We start from the raw sequence: 23,289 nt of genomic DNA on the forward strand, positions 1-23,289 counted from the left end.
CAGGTGGCCCAATGAAGTCTGACTACGAACTCTCCATCAGAGATTACATCGCCATTATCAAGGACAGGGCCCTGGTGTTAGGGGTGAGTGCCGTAGTCATACTTGCCGCGACCGTGGCTGTCGCGTTGATGGTGCCGCCGATTTACCAGTCGACCGGCACCATTCTCGTGGAATCGCAACAGATTTCCCCTGAGCTGGTATCGACCAACACCACCAGCTTTGCCGATGAGCGCATCGAGGTGATTCGCCAGCGGGTGATGACGCGCGAGAACCTGCTGCGCATCATCGACAAGTACAACCTGTTCGCCGACAAGCGCTTGAGCGAGTCCGACAAGATCGACCAGATGCGCAATGCCATCGTGGTCGAAACCCTCACCACGTTCGTGCGCGGGCGGGGCGAGGCGACGGTTGCGTTCAATGTGTCCTTCGAACACAAGCAGGCGCAAGTCGCCAAGGAAGTGGCCGACGAACTGGTCACGCTGTTCCTCAACGAAAACCTCAAGCAGCGCACCGAGCGGGCCAACGAAACCACCGAGTTTCTTACCCAGGAGGCTAACAAGCTGGGCGCGGAACTGGCCAGCCTGGAAAACCAGCTGGCCGACTTCAAGCAGGCCCACGCCAATGCCTTGCCAGAGCACCAGACCCTGCGCATGAACATGCTCTCGCGTTCGGAGCTGGAGTTCCGCGAAGTTGACCGTGACTACAAGGCCGCCCAGGAAGAACTGCGCTACCTGGAGCTGGAACTGTCTGCGGCCAATGCTGGCCTTGCTACCAAGGTTACCGAGGGCAGCAAGCCAGCCAGTGCTGACCAGGCTCAGGACCTGCCGAGCCTTAAAGCCGAGTACGCCCGGTTGCTGACCCGCTACAAGGATGCCCACCCGGATGTGGTGGCGATCAAGCGCAAGATCCAGGCGTTGGAAGCCAGTGGTGGGCGTACGGCCACGACGTCCACGGTCAGCCTCGACGTGGCGCGCGTCCGGGCCAAGATGAGCGCGGCCCAGGAACGTATCAGCTCGCTGGCCGATCAGAAGCGCGAGCTGACCCGAAAGATGGAAGGCTACGAGGCCGAGATCCTCGAGGCGCCGCAAGTCGAGCGTGGCTTGGTGACGTTGATGCGTGACCACGATAACGCGCGCAAGAAATACGAAGAAATCCGCGCCAAGGAAATGGGCGCTAAAATTACCGAAAGCCTGGAGCAGGAGAACAAGGCCGAGCGCTTTGTACTGCTGGAGCCACCGCTGATGCCTGAAAAACCGATCAAGCCTAACCGCAAGAAGATCGCGGCGCTGGGCCTGGTGCTGGCACCGGCAGGCGGTGGTGCCTTGGTGATGCTGCTGGAAATGCTCAACCAGCGCGTGCGCGGTGTCGGTGCGCTGGAAAACCTGCTGGGCAAACGGGTACTGGTGGCAGTGCCCTACATCGATACCAGAGCGGACGTGGCCAGGCGCAAACGCTGGCGGAACTGGCTGATCCTGGCGGCACTGGCGTTGGTAGCTATCATGGTAGTGCTGGTGCACGTCTTCTACATGCCACTGGATGTGCTGTTGTTCAAGGTCATATCTCGGTTTGCATAGGGAAAGCAGTGATGGACAGGACCAAGCCGGCTGTTGGCAACAATATTCACCAGGTTACCCCGGGTACCCCTCAGGCTTTATCACCTCCCCCCGGCACGGCTCTGGCGGAGGTGCCTGGGCAGTTCGACTATGTGAATACCAAAGTCGTGCCGCTGCGGGCTGACCACCTGGAGCGCCACCGCATCGTGGCGTACAACAAGAACTCCAACATGAACGGGCCCATCGACCTGCTGCGTACGCAGGTGCTCAGGGCCATGGAGGAGAATGGCTGGCGGACCCTGGCCATCACCTCGCCAACGCCTGAGGCCGGCAAGACCGTGCTGGCGATCAACTTGGCCATGAGTATCGCTCACCACACCACCAAAACTGCCTTGCTGGTGGATTTCGACCTGCGCCGGCCCAAGGTCGGCAGCTGTCTGGGCCTGCCCATGGAGCAGGCGCTGAACGAGTTCCTGACGGACAAGGCCGAGCTGCAGGAGTGCCTGGTCAACCCGACTTTGCCACGCTTCGTGGTGCTGCCGACGCGGGTGCCGGTGCCGATGTCGACCGAGATGCTGTCGTCGCCCAAGGTGAACAACCTGATCAGCGATTTGCGCAACCGCTACGAGTCGCGCATCTGCATTTTCGATTTGCCGCCGTTGCTCAGCTCTGACGATGCGATCACCGTGATACCCAAGTTTGATTGTGTGCTGCTGGTGGTGGCCAACGGGATGAACAACAAGAAGGAAATCGAGGACTGCCTGCATCACCTGGCCACGGTGAACCTGATCGGGACGGTACTGAACAAGGCTGACGAGCAGCCGCGAACCTATTATTAAAGTTCGAAATTTTGGGGCTGCAAAGCAGCCCCCAAAGATCTCAGCCCTGATGCAGGCTCCAGGGATACTGCAACTCCCACTGCCACGCATGCCGCACAATCTGCTCCAGCGAAGCAAACTCCGGCCGCCAGCCCAGCACCTGCAGCGCCTTGCTTGCATCCGCCACCAGCCGTGGCGGGTCGCCGGCACGGCGCGGCGCGTCAAGGGCATTGATGTGCCGCCCGGTCACCGCCCGGGCTGTATCGATCACCTGCTGCACCGAAAAGCCCAGGCCATTTCCCAGGTTGAAAGCAGTGCGCTCGCCACCCGCCAGTAAATAGTCCACCGCCAACGCATGCGCCGATGCCAGATCGGCCACATGCACGTAGTCGCGGATACAGGTGCCATCCGGGGTATCGTAATCCCGGCCAAATACCGTTACCGCCTCACGCCGGCCAGAGGCGGCCTGCAGGATCAGCGGGATCAGGTGGGTTTCCGGCTCGTGGCGTTCACCCAGCTGGCCATCCGGGTCAGCACCGGCGGCATTGAAGTAACGCAGGCATACCGACTTCAAGCCATACGCCCGGTCGAAGTCCTCGAGAATCTGCTCGACCATCCATTTGCTCAGCCCGTAGGGGTTGATCGGCCCTTTGACGTGCGCTTCATCAATCGGCACGTACTGCGGGTTGCCGTAAACGGCGGCACTGGAAGAAAACACCAGATGCCTGATACCCGCATTCACCATGGCCTGCAGCAAGGCCAGGGTGGCTGCAACGTTGTTCTGGTAGTACTTGCCGGGTGCGCTGACCGACTCGCCCACCTGGATGAACGAGGCGAAGTGGAACACGGCGTCGAAATGACAAACGCCGAACAGCACGTCCAGGGCCGCTTCGTCGGCGATATCGAGCTTGGCCCACTGGATGCCGGGGCCAGGCCAAACCAGGTCCGCCACCACTACCTCATGGCCGGCACCGAGCAGGTGCTTGACCATGTGCGAGCCAATGTAGCCCGCGCCACCCACTACCAGAAATTTCATCCGCACCTCCTGGAATCTGCTGTTTACAGACGCAGTGAACCGTCCCTGAAACGTGCAGGTGGGATGATCAGCTACAGGTGACCTGAGCGTAGATGGCCCTATGCCCTATTTCAAGAACAGCCAGTTGGACATGTAGTTGCTGTCGAAGGTAATGCTGTAATGCCCATCCTTGTACGCCACCGGCAGTGTCTTCAGCTGCGCCTGTGCATCGCGGGCGAACAGTTTGAGGCCGGCAGGTGCCTTGATGATCACGCTGCCTTCAAGCGGTTCGACGTTGAACGGCGTCTTGTCATCGGCCTTGGGCATGGCACGTGTCCCCAGTGACAGCAGCAGCTCACGCGACTGGCCCAAGGGCTTGCCGTCCAGGCTCTGTACCGCGACGCTGGCGTAAGGCGTTTTTGTCTGTAGCTGAACGGCCCCCAGGCTGATCGAGCGGCCACCCAGCCAGCCGGTGGCGGCCTGGGTCAGTGGCGTATCGATAGTGTAGATGCCTTGTTGCCAGTTGCGCTTGAGCTCGCCGGTGTCGGTGACTGATTCAGTGGCATCGGCGGCCAGTAGCGATTGCCCCGGGTCCTGAAGCACTTGCGCGCCAGAGGGGATGGCGGCAGGTTTCAGCCACGGCAGTTCTGGTGTTGGCGGCAGGGCAATCTGCAGTTGGCCCTTTTCCATGGCTGTGCGCAACAGTACCGAACTGCGCGGGGTGATCTCCTGGTTGTAGAGGGTGGCGGGCGTTGGTGCGAATACGTAGCGGGTAGTTGCCGGCTTGACGTCCCCACGGCGGTAGAGCAGGGCGGCAGCGGGCAGGGTGGCGATCATCGCCGGGTCGTTGTACGCGTGCCAGTTGTCCGCCGTGCGCCAGCCCGGGTTGAACCCTTGCTGGCTGTACGCGTACTGCATCATGGCGTCCCAGCCTTGATGGCTGGCGGTGCCGGCTACATACAGCGGCAAAGAATGGCGGTCGGGCAGCGGGAACGGTTCGGCGTTCCACTCGGTGACCGTTAGCGGTTTGCCGACCACCTGGGCGGCGGCGATCCAGTCGATCATGCCGTCGCTGGTCAACGGGTTCTTCTCCAGCTGGCCAATGGCGCCGTAGCTGTGGGCATCGACGACATCGCCTGCGATCAGCGCCGGCAGTGCACTCAGGCCATTGCCGCCCCAGGTGCTGGTGGTGGCGATCGGCACTTTCACGCCCAGGCCGCGCAGGTGGGCGATCATGTCGGCGTTGAAGCGCTGCTCCAGGTCGTTCAGGAACAGCTTCGACGGGCCGTGCTCCCAGGCGCGCCAGGTAAGGTCGGCGGGAAGGTCATGCTGCCTGGCGAACGCTTTGGCTGCGGCCATGTAGCGTTCGCTGTGGCGCGGTACATCCTTGTTCGGCATCAGTGCGTTACCGTAGTGCTGGGTGAGATCGTTTTCGTTGGTGATCAGCACGGCGGCGATGGCGGGGTCGTCTTTGTAAGCCAGGCCGGTGTATTCATTCACATGGGTCAGGTACTGCTCGGCGAACCGCTTCATCGCTTTCTGGATACTGTCGTTCACGTAGGCGTAACCCTTCAGGTCGACGCGACCTTCCTTCTCGGGCAGCTCACCGAAGTCATCAATGTTGTCGTTGGCGGTAAACGCACGTTGCACGTGCATGTCCAGCCAGATGTAGATGCCTTCGTCCTTGAGTGCCTTGATCCACAGGTCGAGCTTGCGCAGCGACTCGGCGCTAAGTTGCTGGGTATCGCGCACCAGGGTGCCGTCGCCAAACACGTTCGGGCTCACCCACGGCGAATCGTGGTGGTGCAGGCGCACCAGGTTGAAGCCTAATGCCGACAGGCGCTTGGCCTGTTGGCGAATTTCGTCGTCGGGGCTCTTGAACAGCGAGTAGGCAGACAGGTTGGTACCCCAGAAGCGCACCGGGGTGTTGTCTTCAAACATCAACTGTTCGCCGACTGCCTTGACGAAGCCGCGCTTGCCGGCGGGCTTTTCTGCCGCATTGAGGAACGACAGGTCCACTGGCGAGGTGCGCCAGTCCAGCTGGTCATCGGGCCAGGTGGCGGGGTCGGCCAGGCCGAAACGCTCGGTGGGCGTAGGACCCAGTTCGATGTCGCCGGTAACGTTGAGCACCGCCTTGAGCTGCTGGCGGCCGGCGCTTATCGGGTCTTTGTAGAGAAACGCACGCAGCTCGGACGGGTTGCCGCGCTCGAAATAGACCTTGGCCAGTGGCGGATCGAAGCGCATCTCCACACGCCGGCCCTGGTCGGCCTTGCCCCACGACCAGCCGCGGTTGTCGGGCAGCAGTTGCGGGGCGCCCATGTCGCCCGCAATCTGCGCCGGGTCGAACTGGAACACCATGCCGCCGCCCATCACCCCGGCCTGGCGGCTGTGGGCGTTGAGGTCGAATGCCCAGCTCAGGGTTTGTGCCTGTTCCTTGCGGATATCCGCCTTCAGGTCAAAGTCCAGCTCCTTGTTCTTGCCCAACAGTGTGTACTGGTAGGGGCCATTGACCTTGAAGTCGGTGTAAAAGCCGGTCCAGCTCCAGTTGGCCGCCCAGAAGTCGAACTTGGCTTTCATCACCGGGCCGCCGCCGCGTGTCACGGTAGGCAAGCCATTTTGCTCATCGACACTGACCTGCCAGTCTGACCCCCAGCCGGTCAACGGCAGCAGGGCCAGGCCGGAAATGGCCGTAAGGCGCACGAAATGACGCAGGGTGAGCACGTTCATTGACATTACCTGGGTTGTAGGTCGGGTTCGGCCAGTTCCATGACCGGGCTGCTGTTCAGCCGGCGGACCATCTGGATGTAGGCCACGCCCAGCCCTGCGATTGACCAGTACACCACCGGGATGAAGGTGATGCTGCTGACGGTGAAGATGATCACCAGAATGCCGATCAGCGTTGCCAGCAGCACCCGCCCCAGCTGTCGTCGTTCGTCATCCTTGTCGGGAAAACTGAGCATGGCCCTGCGGATGCCCCTCAACACCACGGCAAAGAAGGCGACGAACAGACCGAGCCCGACCAGCCCGACCCGCAGCGCCAGGTTGATGTAGGTGTTGACGATGTCGATGATGCCTTCGCCCTGGATCATCGACTGCATTTCCGGGGTGTTGCGGAAGTCGAACGAGCCGAACAGCGGGTTGCGCTGGATGACGATCCAGGAGTTGTCCATCAGCCGCTCGCGGTAAGTGATGTTCTCTTTTTCGATGTTGCCGATGTAAGGCAGCAGGTCCAGCACCTTGTCGCCGCCCGGCACGACGGTCAGCAAGGGCAGCGCCAGCATGCCAGCCGCGCCGAGCAGCGCCAGGCGCCTGACCGCGCCTTTGCCCATGGCAATGAACACCACCACGATGACCACGACTCCGATCCACGGCCCACGTGACAACGGCGCGAACAGCCCGGCGGCCAGCAGCAGGGCGCCCATGGCCTTGTGCAGCGGGCGTTGCACATAACCCTGCACGAACAGGAACAGGCCGATGGCCACGCTCATCACATAACCCAGGGCAATCGCCTGGCCGGTGGTGACGCTGGCCCGCAGCGCGCCGCCGCGGCTGAGGTAACCGGACATGCTCCATGGCACGCCCATGGCGTCGATCAGGGCGCTGTACAGCAGCCAGTGGCGCACATATTCGGCCACGGCGATCAGCGCCATGACGAAAGCGGTTAGCACGAAGGCCAACAGGGTGTCCTTGAAGTCGCTGATCTGGCGCAGCCCACGGCTGGCCACGTAATACGGCAGGAATACGTCGACGTACAGGTACAGCGCCTGGCGCAGGGTGTCGGTGAGGGTGGTTTCGCGAAGGTACAGCACGCTCATCAACACCAGGCCGGCGGCCAGCAGCCTGTCGGCCCAGGTGCGGCCGAACCGCAACGTGTCAGCTTGCCGCCGCAGTTGCAGCGCGGCCGGCAGCAGCACGCAGAGGGTGAGCAGGCGGATATGGTTCAGGTCAACCAGATAGTTGACCACGCCGAACCCGGGCACCTGCACCGATGCCGGCGGAATCAGGAACAGCAGCATGTAGAACAGCGCCATGGGGTTGTGCTCACGGCGCCCGGCGAGCAACAGGATGACCGCGCCCGCCCCCAGATACAGCCAGAAGCTGTGGGAGACAAAGGCCAGCACCGTCAGCACAAACCAAAGATTGCGCCTGCGCTTGTAATCGCTGAGCGCAATGAGGTCGGTGGCAGGCCGCCGCGCCATCAGGAAGACCACGCTCGCCAAAAACAGGATGACGATCAACGCACGAAAATGTTCAGGCATCGGCTATGTACACCTTTCCCTTGGTGGGCAACGGCTAGCATCGTGGCTAATTGAAACTATAGTGACTTTTAGCCAATCAGTCAGAGATTGAAGTCATGCCGTCGATTGATGTGTCAGCCGCTGCGAGCCTGCGCAACCGGGCCCTGAGGGCCGGGTCGTGGAACCTGGTCTCGCAGGTGGCTTCTCAGGTGATGCGCCTGGGCGGCAATCTGATCATGGCCCGCTTGCTGCTGCCGGAAATGTTCGGGGTGATGGTCATCGCCACCACCGTTTCGGTACTCCTGCATCTGCTTTCCGATGTCGGCCTGCGCCAGAACATCATCCAGAGTCACCGTGGTGACGACCCGGATTTTCTCAACACCGCCTGGACCGTGCAGATCATTCGCGGCTTCCTGTTGTTTGCCCTGACCCTGCTGCTGGCCCTGGGCGCCTGGTTGGCCCAACTGGCGGAACTGTGGCCGGCGGACTCTACCTACGCCGCCCCGGTACTGCCGATGGTGCTGGCGGTAACCGGGCTGTCGGCGGCCATCTGGGGTTTCCAGTCCACCAAGATAGATGTGGCTGTAAGAACTTTCCAACAGAAGCGCGTGGTGCTGGTCGACCTGGCCTCGCAGGTGGCCGGCCTGGTGGTGATGCTGGTGCTGGGCTTGCTGACCCATTCGATCTGGGCACTGGTGATCTCCGGCCTGGTGTCGGCCGTAGCCTGGACTGTGCTGGGGCATACCGCCCTGGAGGGGCCGAACAATCACCTGCGCTGGGACCGTACGGCGCTGACTGAGTTGATCGTGTTTGGCCGCTGGATCCTGTTGTCGTCGATGGTCGGCGTGCTGGCCATGTACGGCGACCGCATCTGGTTTGGCGCCAGCATGTCGGCGGCGCAACTGGGGGTGTATTCGATTGCCGTGCTGATCCTTGGCGCGGTGCAGACCGCGCTGATGAAAATTGTCGGGGCGGTGGCGCTGCCCGCTTTCAGTGAAGCAGCCCGGGCCGACGACAAGGAACGCCTGACAGCGCTTTATCACCGCTTTCGCCTGCTGGTCGACCTGCTGGTGCTGTTCATCTGTGGTGGTTTCCTGACCGCCAGCCCGCTGCTGATTGGCTGGATGTACGACGATCGCTACCGTGAAGCTGGCCCTATGCTGGCAATTCTTTCGCTGTCGTTCATCGTAATGCGCTATACATTGGCTCATCAGGTGTGGATTGCCCTTGGCCTGACCAAGTACCAGGCCATGGACAACATCATCCGCCTGGTCTCGCTGTGGGGGCTGCTACCGCTATTGCTGGCGATTGGTGGTGTGGAGTGGGCGATCTGGGGGGTTGCCCTGCATGCCGTGCCGACACTGGTGCTGGTCGTGTATGTGAACTGCAAACTGGGTATGTTCAGCCTCAAGCGTGAGCTGGTGGTGCTGCCGATGCTGCTGGTCGGGGCGCTGTGCGGAGCGTTGCTCACGGCCTTTTTCAACTGGCTTTGAAGCAGCGTGCTGGGTGCAACTTTCATGGGTACGGGTCACGGGATCATGGGGAAGCTCACTTTTTGTACTGCGCAGTTGGGCCGTAGAGGCTTTCTCCAGAGTTGTGTCTTGCTCGGTGTGGGTGGCGCGGTGTTTGGCGTCTCGGCGTCCGTTGCAGGCAAACCTGTCGAGCAGCCTGGGTTCGTGGTGATCAACGGTTGGGTATTGCCTTCCCGTTATTTCCGGAACGAGCCAGCATGATCAAGGACTTTCAGCAGCAGAAGGCGCTGCGCGACGACTACGATTTTTGCATCATCGGTGCCGGCCCGGCGGGTATCACGTTGGGCTTGCGCCTGGCCGCCGCCGGCTGGAACGTATTGCTCGCCGAAGGCGGGGGGCGCGAGTATGCGCCGCACTCGCAAGGGTTGTACGCGTGCGCATCTACGGGCCTGGAGCTGTATGCCGAGGAGACCCGCCTGCGTTATCTGGGGGGCACCTCCAACCACTGGGCTGGCCGTTGCCGGCCATTCACCCCGTCGGACTTTACCGTCGGCCCGCCAGGTGACTTGCCGGGTTGGCCTATTCCTTATTCGGAGATCGAGGGCTACCTGCCGGCAGCCATGGACATCGTCGACCTGCCACCCGGCGCGGATTTTCGTGCGATGAACACCGGCCTGGATGGCGGTGACTTCGAGGCGGACCGCTTTCTGCTCAGCACGCCCACACGCTTTGCGCAAAAGTACGCCACGGCACTGGAGCAGACCAAAGGCCTGGACGTTTTCATCAACTGCAACTGCGTAGACCTGGAATTCGACAAAGGCTCTGGCCATCTGACTGCGGTGGTGCTATCCGACTACGAGCGCAATCGTCAGCGCCTGGTGGCCAGAAACTTCATTCTGGCCACCGGTGCCATCGAAAATGCCCGGCAGTTGCTCAACAGCCACACGCTGGTGGCGGCAGGCGTGGTGAACAAGGAAGGGCTGGTTGGCGGGTGTTTCATGGAGCACCTCAACATCGACCTGGGCACGTTCATCCTGAAGTCCGGGCAGGACCCGGAGCCGCGCCAGTACTACACCACCGATGCCTTTGTCGACGAGTACAAGGCCGGTAAAGGCAATGTCACTGCCGCGTTGCTGGCCGATGTGCAGACGTATGGCCGCACTGCCGAGGTCAAGCATTTTCTGGAGAACCTGGCCTGTGACATGGGGGTTGCCGGCAAGATCGCCTTCGTCGCCAAGTTCAGCTGCCCCGGCGACGGTGTGATCAGCACCATGATCGAGCAGTTCCCCAACCTGCACAGTCGCATCTCGCTGCTTGACGAGCAGGACGCACTGGGGGTGGCCAAGGTCAATGTCAACTGGGCGCTGAGCGCCGATGACCGACACACCATCAAGTGCATTGGCAGCGAACTGGCCAAGCAGTTCGCCGACATGGACCTGGGCTTCGTCAAGCTTAACGACTTTGTCTACGACACTTCGATACCACTGAAGATGGCACCGCACGCCCACCACATGGGCACCACACGCATGGCTGCCTCGCCGCAGTTCGGCGTTGTGGATGCCAATTGCAAGGTGTTCGGTACCGAGAATCTTTATGTCGCCGGCAGCAGTATCTTTGCCAAAGGTGGCGCCTCAAACCCGACCATGCCCCTGTTGCAGTTTGCCGTGCGGCTGGCCGACCACCTCGATACCAAGATGAGAGCGGCCAGCGGCGCCGCTGCGTGAAGCAGGTTGTACACGGGTTGAGTGCGCTGCGGTCAGCACCTAGAAGAACGAGACCGGAACGCCTCAGGACACTCCAGATTGTTCAGATCGCGAGGCCAGGCAGTATGAAGGGATGGATACGCAAGGCAGTGGCGCACTACGCCCATGCAACCGGGCGCGGGGGCAAGTTCTACAGGAGGTTCTGCAACCCTTCTGGTCTTGAATGGGGGGCCTATCTCGCCCGATGGGGTAACTTTCACTCAGTTGGCAGCAATTTCTTCGTCAATACAGGCTGTAAATTCCTTGACCCTTCGCTGGTACGTATCGGTAACAGCGTTGGCCTGTCCGACTGTACGTTGATCGGTCATGACGGGGTGGTTTTGCTGATCGAACATCGCTTTGGCAAGCACCTGGATTCGGTCGGTTTCATTGATATCAAGGACAACTGTTTCATCGGCCATGGTGCGATCATCATGCCCCGCGTGACCATCGGCCCGGAATCGATCGTGGCTGCCGGCGCGGTGGTGACCAAGGACGTGCCGCCAGGCACCGTATTTGGTGGCAACCCGGCCCAGTTCATCTGCACCACCGAGCAGCTGATCAAACGGGTCGAGGCGCGTTGCGAAAGCTACCCGTGGATCGAACTGGTAAAACAGCGCAACGGCGCTTACGACCCGGAAGTTGAACCGCTGTTGATGGCGCAAAGGCGGCAATACTTCTTTGGGGACGGCAACAATGGCTAGCAAACCAGTGGATGTCATGGTGGTCAACTTCAATACCGCCGGGCTGCTGCAGCCGATGTTCGATGCGCTGCGCCGGGCCGACAGCGAGCGGCTGGCCAGTTACCTGGTAGTAGACAACGCATCGCGCGATGACTCGGTGCAGCGCATGGGCCAGGTGTGCCCCGAGGCACTGCTGCTGAGCAACAAGCAGAACGTGGGCTTCGGCCGGGCCAATAACCAGTTGCTGGCGCACCTGAAGGGCAAGTACGCCTTGCTGCTCAATACCGATGCCTTCGTTGCCGCCGACTCCCTGCAAAAAACCCTCGACTACATGGACGCCCACCCGGAGTGCGGCGTGCTAGGGGTGCGCCTGGAAGGCCGTGACGGCGATCTGCAGCCCAGCTGCCGCTACTTCCCTACGCCGCTCAACGTGTTTGTCGGGCGTACCGGGCTGGGGCGGTTCTTCCCGGGGCTGAAGATGGTCGATGAAATGACCTGGGACCACGCCTCGGTGCGCGAGTGTGACTGGTTACCGGGTTGCTTCTATCTGGTGCGCCGCGAAGTGCTGGACAAGGTGGGCCTGTTCGACCCGCGTTATTTTCTTTATTACGAAGAGGTGGACCACTGCAAGCGGGTGAAGGCAGCCGGCTGGAAAGTCGTGTTCTACCCGCATACCACCGTGGTGCACATCGGGGGTGAAAGCTCCAAGTCGGTGGCAGAGCTGGAGGCGGCCAGCCGGCAGATCTCGTCCTACCAGATCGAAAGCGAGCTGTTGTATTTCCGCAAGCATCACGGGGTGGCGGGCCTTGCCCTGCACATGGCGCTGGTCACCCTGGGTGACCTGGTGCTGGCACTCAAGGCGCTGTTGAAGCGACGCGGCTGGGGCGCGATTCACGCCTGCTGGCGTCATTGCCGGGCGACCTGGTCACTGTTGTTCAAGACCCGGTACGCCAGCCAACCGACAAGGTAGGTAAAGCCATGTTCGAGAATATTCGTGCCGACCTGCGCGCCCATGGCGGGGATTGGGGGGCGCAGGGCTTCTGGGTACTGCTGGTGTATCGCTTCGGCCGCTGGCGCTACACCGTGCGCCCGGCACTGCTGCGCAAACTCTTCTCGTTGATCTACAAGGTGCTGTTCAAGTTCGTGCAGATCATCACCGGTGTCGAACTGCCGTGCGAAGTGGTGATTGGCCGCAACTTCGTCATCGACCATTTTGGCGGCATCGTCATCAGTGGTTATGCCCGGTTTGGCGATGACTGCCGTATCCGCAACGGCGTGGTAGTGGGCTTGAAGAATGTCGACGAACCGATTGCCCCGGTGTTTGGCAACAACGTCGATATTGGTACCGGGGCCAAGGTGCTGGGCAGCATTCGTATTGGCAACAACGTGATCATTGGCGCCAATGCCGTGGTGCTGGCCGATGTGCCGGACAATTGCCTGGCGGTAGGGGTGCCGGCCACCATCAAGGCCAGGCAGCCAGTTGCCACGGCGCCCGTCGAGTGACGCCCATGGCGGCTGCAATCGGTGTGGTGGTCATCGGCCGCAACGAGGGCCCGCGCCTGGAGCGCTGCCTGCGCTCGCTGGTAAACGGTGCTGGGAAGGTCATGTATGTCGACTCGGGCTCCACCGACAGTTCGCTGCAGCTGGCCCGCAGCCTGGGTGTGGAGGTATTGGCGCTGGACATGGCCATCCCGTTCACCGCCGCCCGCGCGCGCAATGAAGGTTTCAGCGCCTTGCAGCGGCTGCTGCCGTCGATGCAACTGGTGCAGTTTGTTGATGGCGATTGCGAGGTGGATGCCCACTGGCTGGCCACGGCGCAGCTGTTTCTCGACCAGCATCCCGAGGTGGCGGTGGTGTGCGGTCGCCGGCGGGAGCGCTTCCCGGAACGCTCGGTGTACAACCTGCTGTGCGACCTCGAGTGGGACACCCCCATCGGTGAGGCCAAGGCGTGCGGTGGTGATGCGCTGATGCGGGCAGACGCGTTTGCTGCTGTCGGGGGCTTTCGCGCCGAGCTGATCGCCGGTGAGGAGCCTGAGCTGTGCGTGCGTTTGCGGGCCAAGGGCTGGAAAGTCTGGCGCCTGGCCGCCGAGATGACCTTGCACGACGCCGCCATGACCCGTTTCAGCCAGTGGTGGCGGCGCAGCCTGCGTGCTGGCCATGCCTATGCCGAAGGGGCCTACCTGCATGGTCAGCCGCCCGAGCAACACTGGTTGCGCGAGTCGCGGCGGGCCTGGTTATGGGGCCTGGGCGTACCCTTGGTAATCGTGCTGGCCTGCCTGCTGCTGGGTGGCTGGGGCCTGCTTTTGCTGTTGATCTACCCGCTGCAGGCCGTGCGCCTGGCGCGCCGTGGTAGTAAGTCGGCGCGCGAAAACTGGCTCCAGGCAGTGTTCCTGGTGCTGGGCAAGTTCCCGGAAATGCTCGGACAGGTGAAGTTCTTGCGCCACCGCTTCGCGGCCGGCAAATCGGCTTTGATCGAGTACAAGTGAGAGATGACCATGATGCTCGGCACCCTCGTGAAAAGCGTGTTTACCTTGCAACCGGGCTACTCGTTGCGGGCGTTGAACAACAAGTACAAGTTGATGCTGCAGATTGCCAGGCAATGGCCTGAGCTGCATGGCTTCATGCAGCGCATGACGGCGGCGTTGGGTGAGCAAGGTGTACAGCGCTTGGGCGTGGACTGCATCGGTGTGGTGCAGTGGCCTTACCTCAGCAAATCCTGGGAAGCCCCGCAGCGCCTGGCGGTGATCGCTTCGCACTTTGAAGTAATGGCCGGTCAGTTTCCGACGCTGTTACTGCTGGGGCGGGACGAAAGCCTGACGCTGTGCGAGCTGTCCAGCCATTCGCCAGGCTGCAGCCTGGTGCTGGACCGGCCGATCTGGTTCAAGCGAGAAGGCGAGTTGGTGCTGAACCTGTTTCAGGGCGACCTGCGGGTGGCTTCACTGGCGTTCACCCTGTGCCGCAGCCACGGTGAGCTGTACCTGTTCATCGGGGCCGTGCAGGGTATCCACAAGGGCATCGACAGTGAAACCTCGCTGACCATCTATCGTGACCTGACCAAGGACTTCGAGGGCCTGCGCCCGCGCAGCCTGGTACTCGAAGCGCTGAAGTGCCTGGCCCGGGCGTTGGGTGTCGCGCACCTGTATGCCGTCAGCGATGCCTGCCGGCACCACCGGCACGCTTATTTTGGCAGCGACAAAGGCCAGGACCTTGCGGCCAACTATGACGTCATCTGGCAGGAACACGGCGCCAGCGCCTCGAACCAGGCGGACTTCTTCACCGTACCGCTGGCCCCGGCGCAGCGGGCAGAAAGCGACATTCCAGCAAAGAAGCGGGCGATGTACCGCCGCCGTCAGGCGATGCTCGACGATGTTTTCTCACGCTTGCAGGCAGCATTGCCGAGCAGCAGTCACAACCTTGGACTACAAGGAAAACAGGGGGATGCATTTGCTGTGAGTGCATCGGCAGTGGACAAACCGCCCGTAGTCGACAGCCTGAAGTGAGGGTTGGCAGGGAAGGTAGGTCATCAAGCGGGTTTGGATCTGGATTCGTATGCGCATCGCTTACTTCATCAATCAGTACCCGAAGGTCAGCCACAGTTTCATCCGCCGCGAGATACTGGCGCTGGAGCGCCAGGGCGTAGAGGTACAACGCTTTGCCTTGCGGGGGTGGGATGCCGAATTGCAGGATGCCGAGGACACGGCCGAGCGGGCCAGGACCCGTTATGTGTTGCAAGGCGGCATAAAAGGGTTGCTGACGCCTGCGTTGCAGGTGCTGCGCGCGCAACCGCGGCGCTTTTTCCAGGCCTTGAGGCTGGCCATGCGCCTTGGCCGGCGTGCTGACCGCCCGTGGCCGTACCACCTGGTGTACCTGGCTGAGGCCTGCCAGCTGTTGCAGTGGCTGCAGGCCGATGAGGCCAGGCACGTGCATGCCCATTTTGGCACCAACTCTACCGAGGTGGTCATGCTGGCCCACCTGCTGGGCGGTCCCGCCTACAGCTTTACCGTGCACGGGCCGGAGGAGTTCGACAAGCCGCAGTTCTTGCACATGGGCGAGAAGGTGCGGCGTGCTGCTTTTGTGGCAGCGGTAAGTTCCTACGGGCGCAGCCAGCTGTTTCGCTGGGTGGCGCACGAGCACTGGGCCAAAGTGAAAGTGGTGCATTGTGGCCTGGAGCGAGGTTTCCATGAGGTGGCGCCGGTCAACGTGCCGGCGGTGCCGCAGCTGGTGTGCGTCGGCCGGCTCTGTGAACAGAAAGGCCAGCTGTTGCTGCTTGAGGCGGCGCGTCAGCTTGCGCAGCAGTCGATTGCCTTCGAACTGGTCCTGGCGGGTGACGGCGAGATGCGCGAGCAAATCGAGGCTCTGATTACCCGTCATGGCTTGCAGCAGCACGTGCGCATCACCGGCTGGATCAGCAGCGCACAGGTGCGCGAGGAAATCCTTGCCGCACGTGCGCTGGTATTGCCCAGCTTCGCCGAGGGCCTGCCGGTGGTGATCATGGAGGCCATGGCCTTGCGCCGACCCGTATTGACCACCTATGTGGCGGGTATCCCGGAGCTGGTGCGCCCCGGCGAAAACGGCTGGCTGTTCCCCGCTGGCGCCGTGGAGGAACTGGCCCAGGCCATGGCCGAGTGCCTTGCGCAACCCGCCGAAGCGCTGCAGCGCATGGGCGAGGCGGCTTACCAGCGCGTGCTGCAACGGCATGATATCGACACCGAGGCGGCCAAGCTGGCCGGCTATTTCAAGGCATCCGCATGATGAGTGTATTGAGTTGGTTACTGGGCCTGCTGGCGGTGATCGCCTTTGTGCCTGTGTCTGTGTTTTTCTTGCAGATGCTGCTGGCTTGCCTGCCGCCGCGCACGCGGCCCTTGGGCGTCAGCGTGCGTCCGCGGGTGGCAGTGTTGGTACCGGCCCATGATGAGGCTGCGATCATTCGTGCAACGCTGGCGAGCGTAACCCCGCAGTTGCTGCCAGGCGACCGCTTGCTGGTGGTGGCCGACAACTGCACGGACGACACGGCGCGGCTGGCCCGTGAGGCCGGCGCCGAGGTGGTGGAGCGCTTTGATACGTTGCGACGTGGCAAAGGCTACGCACTGGACTTCGGCGTACGCCACCTGGCCGAACAGCCGCCCGAGGTGGTAATTGTGGTGGACGCCGACTGCCAGGTAGGCGAGGGGGCGATTGACTGCCTGGCGCGTCGTTATCACCAGGCCCAACGCCCGGTGCAGGCGCTTTACCTGATGCGCGCACCCGCCGGTAGCGGGCTGAAGGTACAGGTGGCCGAGTTTGCCTGGCGGGTCAAGAACCTGGTACGGCCGCGTGGCTGGGCCCGGCTGGGGCTACCGTGCCAATTGATGGGGGCAGGCATGGCATTCGGTTGGCACGACCTGGCCCTCATCAACCTGGCCAATGGGCACTTGGTGGAGGATGTAAAGCTGGGCCTGGACCTGTGCCAGCAGGGCAAGCCGCCGGTGTTCTGCCCCGAGGCGTTGGTCACCAGCCAGTTCCCTGCAAGCCAGCAAGGCATGAACAGCCAGCGCACCCGCTGGGAGCATGGCCACCTGGGCTTGATGCTGGCGGATGCGCCCAAGCGTGCGCTGGCCGCCATCCGCCAGCGCAACGGTAGCCTGCTGGCCATGACCCTGGACCTGCTGGTGCCACCGCTGGCGCTACTGGTGCTGGCGTTGCTGGGGCTCAACCTGGTGACCTGGCTGGCCTACCTGCTGTCAGGCCATGCGGCGCCTGCGTGGATCGCACTGGCTGCGCTGGTCATGCTCGGCCTTGCCGTTGTGCTGGCGTGGGCACGCTTCTGCCGTGAGCTGATCCCGTTTTCCGTGCTGCTGTACGCGCCTTTTTACGCCGCAAGGAAAATCCCCCTGTACCTGGGGTTCCTGATCAAGCGCCAGGTCGAATGGGTGCGCTCCAAACGGGATGATGACTGATGGCTCAGTGGCAATGGCAGAAACGCTGGCGGGGTATTATCGACACGCTGGAGGTGGTGCCTGACAGCGCTGCAGCGCAACGCCTGCTCGACAGGCTTGCCACCCCGGACTCTGCAACCGTACTGGGCTTCGTCAATGCCCACGCAATGAACCTGGTGGTGCGCGACGGCGCGTATTGCCAGGCGTTGTCGGCGGCCGATGTGCTGTTGCGCGACGGCTCTGGCATGGCGATCCTTTATCGCCGGTTGGGCCTGGAGCCTGGGCTCAACATGAATGGCACCGACTTCATTCCCAGCCTCATGGAGGCATACCGCGGACGACGGGTAGCATTCTGGGGCACGCAGCAACCGTACCTGAACCAGGCTGTGCAACGCAGCGAAGCTTTGTTTGGCGTGGTGCCGGTATCGGTCCACGATGGCTTTGCCAGCATCGACACCTACCTGCAACTGGCCCGTGAACGCAAACCGGAGCTCATCGTGCTGGGGATGGGCATGCCCAAACAGGAAGCGGTGGCGGCCAGGTTGGCAGCTGTCGGCGGGCCATGCCTGATTGTGTGCGGCGGGGCGATTCTGGATTTCCTGGGTGGCAAGGTCAGCCGGGCACCGCAGTGGCTGCGGCATTTGGGGGGCGAGTGGGCCTACCGGCTGTTACGCGAGCCGAAGCGCCTGTTCATGCGTTATGTGGTGGGTAACCCATTGTTCTTGCTGCGCACCCTGCTGTGCCGCAAGCCAGCCGATTCGGCCAGTGGAACCCTATGAATCGGCCAAAATCCGCGCTGATGGCGGGTGGCTGCTACAGTGAGATCAGTGGCTTGGGGGCTGCACGATCCTGCTTCACTGGCGTTGAATAAGCTGTTTTCAAGGCTTGATGTTTGATGGACGGCACTTGCTACGCTCAAATAGATGAGGTCTGAAATGGTTTTCGAACCCAGAAGCAGTCGTTCCTTACTCCAGAGAAGAAGCAGCGTCAGTAACGCCATTCAGGCGGGGCTTGATGGTATTGCAGTCACCGGTATTGCCTGGTACCTCATCTATGACCAGTTTGGTTACATTACCTCCGATTATGTAATCATGCTGCTGTTGCTGATTGGCGCACTGGCGGTCATCTACGACCATTATGCAATCTACCGTACCAACGTTGGCCTTTCGATCAAGGCGTTCCGCCTGTTCAAGGCGTGGTCGGCGACGTTCTGTTTTCTTGTGGTCATGGCGTTTTTGACCAAACAGAGTGAAACCTACTCCCGGTTGTTGGTCGTGCAGTTGTTTATCATTGGTTATATTGCCCAGTTGTTCTTGCATTTTGCGGTTCGTGAACTGCAAAAACGCTTTACCGCGCATGCGCGCCTGGACAACGCCCTGATTATCGGCAACGGCGATCTGGCCAATTTTCTTTACCAGAAGATCAGCAACAACCCCTGGTTTGGCGAACGGGTGCTGGGGTGTGTGCTGACTGACAAAGCCGGCGAACAGGGGCAGGAAAGTGCCGAGGGCAAGCAACGCCTGCCCGTGCTTGGGCACATTGCAGAGCTGGATGAAATCGTTGCCCGGCATGGCATTCGCACCGTCTACCTGGTTACCCCGCTGGGGGGCTCAGAGGTCATCAACGATGTGTACTTCAAGTTGCTCGACAAATGCATCGCTGTGAACTGGGTACCGGATATCTTTTCGTTGCGCCTTATCAATCACAGCGTGCGGGAAATTGCCGGCATTCCTGTGCTGACCCTTTCTGAAACGCCGTTGACGGGCATGAGCCTGTTCCTGAAAAATATCGAGGACCGCGTGTTGGCGGCATTGATACTGTTGTGTGCATCGCCTGTATTGCTGGGCGTTGCGCTGGCCATCAAACTCACCAGTCGCGGGCCGGTATTCTTCCGCCAGGAACGCACGGGCTGGACGGGCGAGTCGTTCCGTATCTGGAAGTTCAGAAGCATGCACGTTCACCAGCCGGACAATGGCGTGGTTAAACAGGCGCAGAAGAATGACCCGCGGCTGACTAAAATTGGCGCCTTCATCCGCCGTACCAGCCTTGATGAACTGCCACAGTTGTTCAACGTGCTGACCGGGGAAATGTCGCTGGTTGGGCCACGGCCACATGCGTTGCAACATGACACGTTGTATTCCCAGGACATCGTCGATTACTTTGCCCGCCACAACATCAAGCCGGGCATGACCGGCCTGGCGCAAGTGCGCGGTTTCAGGGGGGAGACCAAGGACATTGAGCAGATGATCCAGCGGGTGGACTCGGACATCGAGTACATCAACAACTGGTCGCTGTGGCTGGATTTTGTGATTCTGGTACGCACGTTGAATGCGTTTACCGGTAAGCAGGCATATTAATTAAAGTGCAATCCCGGCAGCAGTGTTGTGGGCGCGGGCTTGTACCGGCAATAGCAGGCACGCGGTGCATGGCACGGGCTTGGCCGGTGTTCGCGGGGCAAGCCCGCTCCCACAGAGCCTCTATTCCTTGTTCAGCGGATGCAACTCCCTGAACCCTCGCGCCTCCTCCACCAGCCAGTCATGCACCGCCCGCGCGCCCGGCTGGTTCAACCCGCCTGGCGGGTAATGCACCACGTAGCGTTTGTGGTTGGCGATCGGCACGCCAAACGGCACGATCAGCGCGCCGCGCTCCAGTTCGTCATTGAGCAGTGTGCGCCGGGCGATCGCTACACCAATACCGGCAATTGCCGCCTCGATGGTGAGGTGGTTGCGGTTGAAGGTATGTCCACGCCGCACATCCAGGCCGGCGGCGCCAATCCCGTCCAGGTAGAACTCCCACTCCGCATACTCCGAGCTGCCCCGCCAGGCGGTAATGTCGTGCAGCAGCGGGTAGTGCACCAGGTCCGCCGGCCCATGCAGGGGGGGGCGCCCGCGCAGCAGGGTGGGTGAGCACACCGGGAAAATCTGTTCGTCCAGCAGCGGTGTCGAGAGCATGCCCGGGTAGCTGCCATCATTCAGGTCGATAGCCAGGTCGAAATCGCCTGGTGTCAATGCCTGGGCGCTGTCTTCGGCCACCAGGCGCAGCTCGATGTCCGGATACCGCTGCTGAAAGCGTGGCAGGCGCGGGGTAAGCCATTTGGCCAGAAATGACGGAATCGAGCGCACGCGCAAGGTGCCGCGTATTTCACCGGCGTCCAGGCGCAGCAGTTCAGCCTCGATACTGCCGTAAGCCTCGGCCACCGTCTGGGCCAGGCGTTGCCCTTCGGCACTCAGTTCCACGCCGCGCGCGCGGCGCAGAAACAGCCGGTAACCCAGGCGTTCTTCCAGCTGGCGCATCTGCTGGCTGACCGCGCCAGGGGTGATGTGCAGCTCTTCGGCGCAGCGGGTAAAGGACAGGTGCCGGGCTGCACAGGCGAATACATGCAGCCAGACAAACACCTGGCCATTGAGTTGTCGTCGCATCGTTTAGCACCACTAAAGGCTTGCTTAGAAAGATTCGTTGGTCATCCGTGAGCCAGCGCGTCAGTATCGCGCAAAATCGCAATACCGCTCAATTTCATTCACTAAACCGTGCTGTGGATTCAAATCAGGGTACGGTCAGGCATTAGCATGGCTATCAGTGTTTTCGACCTTTTCAAAATCGGCATCGGGCCGTCCAGTTCCCACACCGTCGGCCCGATGCGGGCAGCGGCGACGTTTGCCCAGGCCCTGCGTGAGCAGGGGCTGCTGGCACAGGTGTCGCGCGTCGAAGTGCGGTTGTATGGCTCGCTGTCGGCCACCGGGGTTGGCCACGCTACCGATCGCGCCTGCCTGCTTGGGCTGATGGGCCAGTGGCCGGACCGCATAGACCCGGCCACCATCGAGTCGCGCGTTGGTCAGGTGTTGCAGGAGCATTGCCTGATGTTGGATGGCAGCCACCCGGTGGCTTTCGAGTATGGCCGCGACCTGCTGCTGCTCGACGAGAGCCTGCCTTACCACCCCAATGCCATGAGCCTGGAAGCACTGGACGGGGAGAGCAGCCTGCTGCTGCAGACCTACTATTCGGTAGGTGGCGGCTTCATTGTTGAACAGGGCGAACTGGATGCCCCGGCAGGCGAAACCCATACTGTTGTGCTGCCTTATGAGTTCGACAGTGCTGCCCAGTTGCTGGCCTTGTGCAAAGCCCACGGCTTGAGCGTGGCGCAGCTGATGATGGCCAACGAATGTGCCTGGCGCCCGGAGGCGCAAGTACGTGAAGGCCTGCTGCGCATCTGGGCGGCCATGCAAGAGTGCGTTGACAACGGGCTGCGCAACGAAGGCATCCTGCCTGGCGGGCTGCACGTCAAGCGCCGCGCCGCGCGGCTGCACCGCAGCCTGCAGGAACTGGGCAAGCCCAACGTGATTGGTTCGACGCTCAGCGCCATGGAGTGGGTGAACCTGTTCGCCCTGGCGGTGAATGAAGAGAATGCCGCCGGCGGTCGCATGGTCACCGCGCCCACCAACGGCGCGGCCGGTATCATCCCGGCGGTGTTGCACTATTACATGAAATTCAACCCGGTCGCCTGCGATGCGGATGTAGTGGACTTCCTGCTGGCGGCAGCGGCCGTGGGCATACTGTGCAAGAAAAACGCGTCGATTTCCGGTGCCGAGGTCGGCTGCCAGGGTGAGGTGGGCTCGGCGTGTTCGATGGCCGCTGCCGGCCTTGCACAGGTGTTGAGTGCCACGCCGCCGCAGCTGGAAAACGCGGCCGAGATTGCCCTGGAACACAACCTGGGGCTCACGTGCGACCCGGTTGGCGGCCTGGTGCAGGTGCCGTGCATCGAGCGCAATGCGATTGCTGCGGTGAAGGCGATCAACGCGGTGCAGATGGCGTTGCGCGGCGATGGCGAGCACTTTATTTCGCTCGACCGGGTCATCCGCACCATGCGTGATACCGGGGCGGACATGCATGCCAACTACAAGGAGACCTCGCGCGGCGGCCTGGCAGTGGCCTTTGTCGAGTGCTAGGAAAACTCACCGGCCGATGCGGTCTTTTGTGGGAGCGGCCTTGCGTCGCGAAAGGGCCGCAAAGCGGCCCCAGCACTTTGTATATCAGGGCTTGAATCCTGTGGCTGCCTCGCAGCCCTTTCGCGACGCGAGGCCGCTCCCACAAGTATTGTGTGCGGGCGGCCCTTAGCGGGCTTTCTGCCTGGCTTCAATGAAGCTCGCCCGCATGTCCTTGGCCCAGCCATCGAGTACCGGCTTGACGTCATTCAAGGTCAGCTCTGGGTATCGTTTTCCAGTTCCTGACCCGCGCCTTTGCGTACCACCTGGGCCAGCACTTTCTGGCTGGCACCGTCCAGGAACGCCGCCTCCACGCCGACATCCACGTCCTGGTCACGTCCACCCATGGCGGTGTTCACACCTGCCGAAATGAGCGCAATGGGGATCACTTCATAGGGCTTGAGGCCTTCATTGCTGGTGGACACCGCCGTGATTGCCGGGCGCACCACGATCACACCCGGGCCGGGCCCCTTGGCCAAGGGCATCACGCTACCGAGTTCACGGCGCAGCGCTTCATTGAAGTAGCGGGTGATTTCCTGCAGCGTCTGCTGCGAGATAACCGCTGTCGGCTGCGGCTTGGGGTAGAACTGGCTGGGCTCGATGAACACCTGGCTGTACTGGTTGATATTGACCTTGGGGTCGATCCAGCGCATCACCGGGTCACCCGACGGGCTCTTGGCTTCTTGCAACCGGCTGTAGTCCTTGAGGAAGCCGGAATAATCCTTGGGGTCCACGCGATTGCTGGAGCAGGCGGCCACGGCAAGCAGTGCGGCGCACAACAGGGTAATGCGAGGCAGTGATTTCATGATGAAGGCGCATCCATGAGAGGTCGGCCAGAACAACGCTAGCAGGTGCGCGACAGTTGGCCAGTGGG

At 61.8% G+C, this 23,289-nt stretch carries 18 protein-coding genes and 1 pseudogene; 14 read left to right on the top strand and 5 right to left on the bottom strand.

Features of this window, described 5'->3' with window-relative positions:
- Positions 1-11 precede the first annotated feature (11 nt).
- Together LU684_RS01400 and LU684_RS01405 are read left to right on the top strand one after the other, a co-directional pair.
- Positions 12-1,574 carry a GumC family protein gene (locus LU684_RS01400; RefSeq protein WP_016487263.1) on the top strand — a complete coding sequence of 521 codons (1,563 nt, stop codon included), beginning with the start codon at positions 12-14 and terminating at the stop codon, positions 1,572-1,574.
- Positions 1,575-1,585: 11 nt separating this feature from the next.
- Positions 1,586-2,392, top strand: a complete 807-nt coding sequence (locus tag LU684_RS01405) for a CpsD/CapB family tyrosine-protein kinase (protein WP_016487262.1) — start codon at positions 1,586-1,588, stop codon at positions 2,390-2,392.
- Positions 2,393-2,432: 40 nt separating this feature from the next.
- On the opposite strand, the gene galE is transcribed toward LU684_RS01405, so the two are convergent.
- From galE to LU684_RS01420, 3 genes are all read right to left on the bottom strand, one after another.
- A complete protein-coding gene (galE, locus tag LU684_RS01410; RefSeq protein WP_016487261.1) occupies positions 2,433-3,407 on the bottom strand; it encodes a UDP-glucose 4-epimerase GalE in 975 nt (324 codons plus the stop codon).
- Between the two features lie 105 nt (positions 3,408-3,512).
- Positions 3,513-6,113 carry a cellulase family glycosylhydrolase gene (locus tag LU684_RS01415; RefSeq protein ID WP_232894040.1) on the bottom strand — a complete coding sequence of 867 codons (2,601 nt, stop codon included), beginning with the start codon at positions 6,111-6,113 and terminating at the stop codon, positions 3,513-3,515.
- A gap of 5 nt (positions 6,114-6,118) precedes the next feature.
- Positions 6,119-7,645, bottom strand: a complete 1,527-nt coding sequence (locus tag LU684_RS01420; protein WP_016487259.1) for an O-antigen ligase family protein — start codon at positions 7,643-7,645, stop codon at positions 6,119-6,121.
- Positions 7,646-7,740: 95 nt separating this feature from the next.
- Between LU684_RS01420 and LU684_RS01425 the strand changes: the two genes are divergently transcribed.
- The 11 genes from LU684_RS01425 (at position 7,741) to LU684_RS01475 (ending at position 19,793) form a co-directional block, all read left to right on the top strand.
- Positions 7,741-9,117: an oligosaccharide flippase family protein gene (locus LU684_RS01425; protein ID WP_016487258.1), complete on the top strand. Its 1,377-nt coding sequence runs from the start codon at positions 7,741-7,743 to the stop codon at positions 9,115-9,117.
- A 236-nt stretch (positions 9,118-9,353) separates the two neighbouring features.
- Positions 9,354-10,820: a GMC oxidoreductase gene (locus tag LU684_RS01430; protein ID WP_096426106.1), complete on the top strand. Its 1,467-nt coding sequence runs from the start codon at positions 9,354-9,356 to the stop codon at positions 10,818-10,820.
- A gap of 104 nt (positions 10,821-10,924) precedes the next feature.
- A complete protein-coding gene (locus LU684_RS01435) occupies positions 10,925-11,542 on the top strand; it encodes an acyltransferase (protein ID WP_016487256.1) in 618 nt (205 codons plus the stop codon).
- On the top strand, positions 11,535-12,491 hold the full coding sequence (locus tag LU684_RS01440) for a glycosyltransferase family 2 protein (protein WP_232894041.1): 957 nt from the start codon (positions 11,535-11,537) through the stop codon (positions 12,489-12,491). The genes LU684_RS01435 and LU684_RS01440 overlap by 8 nt, the downstream gene beginning before the upstream one ends.
- A gap of 8 nt (positions 12,492-12,499) precedes the next feature.
- Positions 12,500-13,024: a serine O-acetyltransferase gene (locus LU684_RS01445; RefSeq protein WP_016487254.1), complete on the top strand. Its 525-nt coding sequence runs from the start codon at positions 12,500-12,502 to the stop codon at positions 13,022-13,024.
- A 5-nt stretch (positions 13,025-13,029) separates the two neighbouring features.
- Positions 13,030-14,007, top strand: a complete 978-nt coding sequence (locus LU684_RS01450) for a glycosyltransferase family 2 protein (protein WP_016487253.1) — start codon at positions 13,030-13,032, stop codon at positions 14,005-14,007.
- Between the two features lie 9 nt (positions 14,008-14,016).
- Positions 14,017-15,021, top strand: coding sequence for a VirK/YbjX family protein (locus LU684_RS01455; protein WP_024717499.1), 1,005 nt, complete (start codon positions 14,017-14,019; stop codon positions 15,019-15,021).
- 49 nt (positions 15,022-15,070) lie between these two features.
- Complete coding sequence (locus LU684_RS01460) at positions 15,071-16,273, top strand: glycosyltransferase (protein WP_016487251.1); 1,203 nt, start codon at positions 15,071-15,073, stop codon at positions 16,271-16,273.
- Complete coding sequence (locus LU684_RS01465; protein ID WP_096426103.1) at positions 16,270-17,457, top strand: glycosyltransferase family 2 protein; 1,188 nt, start codon at positions 16,270-16,272, stop codon at positions 17,455-17,457. The genes LU684_RS01460 and LU684_RS01465 overlap by 4 nt, the downstream gene beginning before the upstream one ends.
- The gene (locus tag LU684_RS01470) at positions 17,457-18,215 is read left to right on the top strand and encodes a WecB/TagA/CpsF family glycosyltransferase (RefSeq protein ID WP_232894042.1); all 759 of its coding nucleotides are present in this window, start codon (positions 17,457-17,459) and stop codon (positions 18,213-18,215) included. Before LU684_RS01465 ends, LU684_RS01470 begins: the two co-directional genes overlap by 1 nt.
- Positions 18,216-18,371: 156 nt before the next feature.
- Positions 18,372-19,793, top strand: a complete 1,422-nt coding sequence (locus tag LU684_RS01475) for an undecaprenyl-phosphate glucose phosphotransferase (RefSeq protein ID WP_016487248.1) — start codon at positions 18,372-18,374, stop codon at positions 19,791-19,793.
- Positions 19,794-19,913: 120 nt separating this feature from the next.
- Here LU684_RS01475 and LU684_RS01480 read toward each other — a convergent pair whose 3' ends face one another.
- Entirely contained in the window at positions 19,914-20,855 is a 942-nt protein-coding gene (locus LU684_RS01480) for a LysR substrate-binding domain-containing protein (protein ID WP_016487247.1), read from the bottom strand.
- 147 nt (positions 20,856-21,002) lie between these two features.
- Here LU684_RS01480 and LU684_RS01485 point away from each other — a divergent pair, with 147 nt between their 5' ends.
- On the top strand, positions 21,003-22,379 hold the full coding sequence (locus LU684_RS01485; protein WP_016487246.1) for an L-serine ammonia-lyase: 1,377 nt from the start codon (positions 21,003-21,005) through the stop codon (positions 22,377-22,379).
- 165 nt (positions 22,380-22,544) lie between these two features.
- Here the strand turns inward: LU684_RS01485 and LU684_RS01490 are convergent.
- Positions 22,545-23,221: pseudogene (locus LU684_RS01490) on the bottom strand (DUF3313 domain-containing protein).
- Between the last annotated feature and the right edge of the window lie 68 nt (positions 23,222-23,289).

The organism is Pseudomonas sp. NMI542_15 (assembly GCF_021283425.1).
Lineage (GTDB): Bacteria > Pseudomonadota > Gammaproteobacteria > Pseudomonadales > Pseudomonadaceae > Aquipseudomonas > Aquipseudomonas fortuita.